Annotated in this window: 5 protein-coding genes and 1 pseudogene; 3 read left to right on the forward strand and 3 right to left on the reverse strand. The window is 71.0% G+C overall.

The features are described from left to right. Positions 1-287: 287 nt before the first annotated feature. Positions 288-542: a DUF1876 domain-containing protein gene (locus LJ221_RS16435; protein ID WP_241717482.1), complete on the forward strand. Its 255-nt coding sequence runs from the start codon at positions 288-290 to the stop codon at positions 540-542. A 378-nt stretch (positions 543-920) separates the two neighbouring features. On the opposite strand, the pseudogene LJ221_RS24000 reads toward LJ221_RS16435, so the two are convergent. The 3 genes and pseudogenes from LJ221_RS24000 to LJ221_RS16455 form a co-directional block, all read right to left on the reverse strand. After that, positions 921-1,037, reverse strand: a pseudogene (locus LJ221_RS24000) (NAD(P)-binding protein); the annotation flags it as partial. Next, a complete protein-coding gene (gene arsB, locus LJ221_RS16450) occupies positions 1,034-2,137 on the reverse strand; it encodes an ACR3 family arsenite efflux transporter (RefSeq protein WP_308314798.1) in 1,104 nt (367 codons plus the stop codon). The pseudogene LJ221_RS24000 and the gene arsB, both read right to left, overlap by 4 nt. Beyond that, positions 2,134-2,448, reverse strand: coding sequence for a helix-turn-helix transcriptional regulator (locus LJ221_RS16455; protein WP_241717483.1), 315 nt, complete (start codon positions 2,446-2,448; stop codon positions 2,134-2,136). The genes arsB and LJ221_RS16455 overlap by 4 nt, the downstream gene beginning before the upstream one ends. A gap of 70 nt (positions 2,449-2,518) precedes the next feature. Here LJ221_RS16455 and LJ221_RS16460 point away from each other — a divergent pair, with 70 nt between their 5' ends. Further along, positions 2,519-2,932 (forward strand): arsenate reductase ArsC, encoded by a 414-nt coding sequence (locus LJ221_RS16460; RefSeq protein WP_241717484.1) that lies wholly within the window; start codon positions 2,519-2,521, stop codon positions 2,930-2,932. Positions 2,933-2,937: 5 nt separating this feature from the next. Then, on the forward strand, positions 2,938-3,078 hold a 141-nt coding region (locus LJ221_RS16465; RefSeq protein WP_241717488.1), incomplete at its 3' end, for an FAD-dependent oxidoreductase.

The raw sequence follows: 3,078 nt of genomic DNA on the forward strand, positions 1-3,078 counted from the left end.
CCCCCCCCCCCCAGGGGGGAGTACCGGGGAGACGGCCGCGGAAACCCGCGCCCGTCCGGGCGGCGCGGGCCGTGCACCGTCCGATGGAAGCCCCGTGGCACCGGGGTTACCGTGGGGGGAGGACGCCGGAAGCGTGTTCACCGCGAGCCCCGGAGGCGTTGGCGGTGCCCGGTGGACGGGGAACGCCGCGGGAAGGCGCGGCCGCGGAGGCCGCGCCGCGCGCTGCCACCGGACCGGGACGAACGCGTCCGGGCCGCACCGGCCCGCACCATCCCAGGGAGCAGACGATGGCTCACACACAGGACTGGCAGGTCAGCCTCCACCTCTCCGAGGAGGAAGGCATGACGAAGGCCCACGCGGTCATGGATCTCGGGGGCACGGAGATCAGCGGGCAGGGCGTCGCACGGCGCAACCCGCACGACAGGGACATCCCCGAGATCGGCGACGAACTCGCGGCGGGACGCGCGATGAACGACCTGGCGCGGAAACTGCTGAGCGTCGCGCGCACCGACATCGAGGGCGTGGCGCACCCCGGGCCCTGACCTCCCGTGCCGGGCTGCCGGTATCGGTGACGATGTCTGGTTCGCCACCAAGCCGGACTTGGGCCTGCGCATGCTGAAGCGTGCCGTGGAATCGGGGATCCCGTTCGGTTGGGTGACCGCTGAACGGACCCCATGGATATCGCCCGCTACATCTGCTTCTGCCCGGCGGGGGCCTTGTCCCCGCGCCGTGTACACGCACCGGACGCCGCGCCGTAGGGGCAGGCCGTAGAGCTTCTCTTGGCCAGCGGGGTAGCCGACGACGTGGACGGCGTCCGGGTAGGTCTGGCCGGGCTGCGTGGGCATGGGCCACCCGGGCAGCGAGGAGTACGCGGCGGGGGAGAACAGCCGCAGGGGGTCCCACATACGGCGCCAGGCGCCGCCGGGCGTGTCCTGGGCGTCGAGGATGGTGAGGTCCAGGCCCTGGCGGCGCAGGTGGTGGTCGGTGGCGAGCCCGGTCCGGCCGCCGCCGACCACCACATTCGTGCACCGCGTCATGCCCCCGGCTGCCGGGCGCCGAACCTCTTGCGCTGGGCGAGGGCGACGTAGACCAGGGCGATGAGGACGGGGACCTCGATGAGGGGGCCGACGACGCCGGCCAGGGCCTGGCCGGAGGTGACGCCGAAGGTGGCGATGGCGACGGCGATGGCCAGTTCGAAGTTGTTGCCGGCGGCGGTGAAGGCCAGGGTGGTGGTGCGCTCGTAGGCCAGGCCGATGGCCTTGCCGAGGGCGAAGGTGCCGAAGAACATGAGTGCGAAGTAGATCAGCAGTGGCAGTGCGATGCGGGCGACGTCCAGCGGCTGGGAGGTGATGGTCTTTCCCTGGAGGGCGAAGAGGATCACGATGGTGAACAGCAGTCCGTACAGGGCCCAGGGGCCGATGCGCGGCAGGAACTTCTGCTCGTAGGTCTCGTGGCCCATCCTCTGTTCGCCGATGCGGCGGGTGAGGTAGCCGGCCAGCAGGGGGACGCCGAGGAAGACGGCGACGTTGGCGGCGATCTGCCAGGCGGAGATGTCCAGGGCGGCGCCGTCGCCCAGGCCGAGCCAGCCGGGCAGCAGGTCGAGGTAGAACCAGCCCAGCAGGCCGAAGGCGAGGACCTGGAAGACGGAGTTCAGGGCGACCAGGACGGCGGCGGCCTCGCGGTCGCCGCAGGCCAGGTCGTTCCAGATGATGACCATGGCGATGCAGCGGGCGAGGCCGACGATGATCAGGCCGGTGCGGTACTCGGGCAGGTCGGGCAGGAAGGTCCAGGCCAGGGCGAACATCACCGCGGGGCCGGCGATCCAGTTGATCACCAGGGAGGAGAGCAGGAGCCTGCGGTCGCCGGTGACGGTGTCGAGGCGGTCATAGCGGACCTTGGCCAGTACCGGGTACATCATGATCAGCAGGCCCAGGGCGATGGGCAGGGAGACGCCGCCGATCTCCACCCGGCTGAGGGCGTCGTTCAGGCCGGGGAGCAGCCGGCCCAGGCCGAGGCCGGCGGCCATGGCGGCCAGGATCCACACCGCCAGGAACCGGTCCAGGGTGGAGAGGCGGGCGACGATGCCGTCGTCCTCGGAGGGACCGGCCGGTCTGGTGGTCTCTTCGGTGGTGGTCACGGGCAGGCCCTTCGGGTTTCGGCGGCGCGGGTGGTGCGGGCGGTGCGGGCCAGTTCGGTGAAGGAGCGGCCCAGGTGCTCGATAACGTCGGGGCGCAGCCGGTAGTAGGTGTACCGGCCGCATGGTTCGGTCTCCACCACGCCGGCCTCGCGCAGGACGCGCAGGTGGTTGGAGAGGTTGGTCTGCTTCGCCGCGGTCTCGGCGACCAGGTGAGTGGTGCACAGGGTTTCGGTGGCCAGCAGGGTCACGATGCGCATCCTGAGCGGGTCGGCGAGCACCCGGATCAGGTCAGTGTCGACTGACATCAGCATGGACTGATAGTGTCACATCAGCCGGGGGTGATGCCACCCGGTCCCCCGACGAGCCGAAAGAAGACCCCGCATGCCCGACAAGCCGTCCGTGCTGTTCGTCTGCGTCCACAACGCCGGCCGCTCCCAGATGGCCGCCGCCTGGCTGACCCACCTGGCCGGCGACCGCGTGGAGGTCCGCTCCGCCGGATCCGCACCCGCCGACCAGGTCAACCCCGCCGCCGTCCAGGCCATGGCCGAGGCCGGCATCGACATGTCGGCCGAGACCCCCAAGGTGCTCACCACCGAGGCCGTCCAGGCATCCGACTACGTCATCACCATGGGCTGCGGCGACACCTGCCCGGTCTTCCCCGGCAAGCACTACCTTGACTGGAAACTGGACGACCCCGCCGGACAGGGCGTGGACGCCGTGCGCCCCATCCGCGACGAGATCCGCGCCCGCATCGAGACCCTGATCACCGAAATCGACACCGAGTGGAAGGCGTGAACGCCATGACGGACACCGGCATCCGCAACGTGATCATCATCGGCTCCGGGCCGGCGGGGTACACCGCAGCGCTCTACACCGCCCGCGCCGCCCTGCGGCCGCTGGTCTTCGAGGGCTCGGTGACCGCCGGCGGTGCGCTGATGAAC

Origin of the sequence: Streptomyces sp. CNQ085 (genome assembly GCF_022614595.1) — a bacterium.
In the GTDB taxonomy this organism is placed as follows: Bacteria; Actinomycetota; Actinomycetes; order Streptomycetales; family Streptomycetaceae; genus Streptomyces.

Bases quoted from the DNA above. Each gene is read 5' to 3' on its own strand.
- LJ221_RS16435 (WP_241717482.1), top strand. From the start codon at position 288: ATGGCTCACACACAGGACTGGCAGGTCAGCCTCCACCTCTCCGAGGAG.
- LJ221_RS16455 (WP_241717483.1), bottom strand. From the start codon at position 2,448: ATGCTGATGTCAGTCGACACTGACCTGATCCGGGTGCTCGCCGACCCG.
- LJ221_RS16460 (WP_241717484.1), top strand. From the start codon at position 2,519: ATGCCCGACAAGCCGTCCGTGCTGTTCGTCTGCGTCCACAACGCCGGC.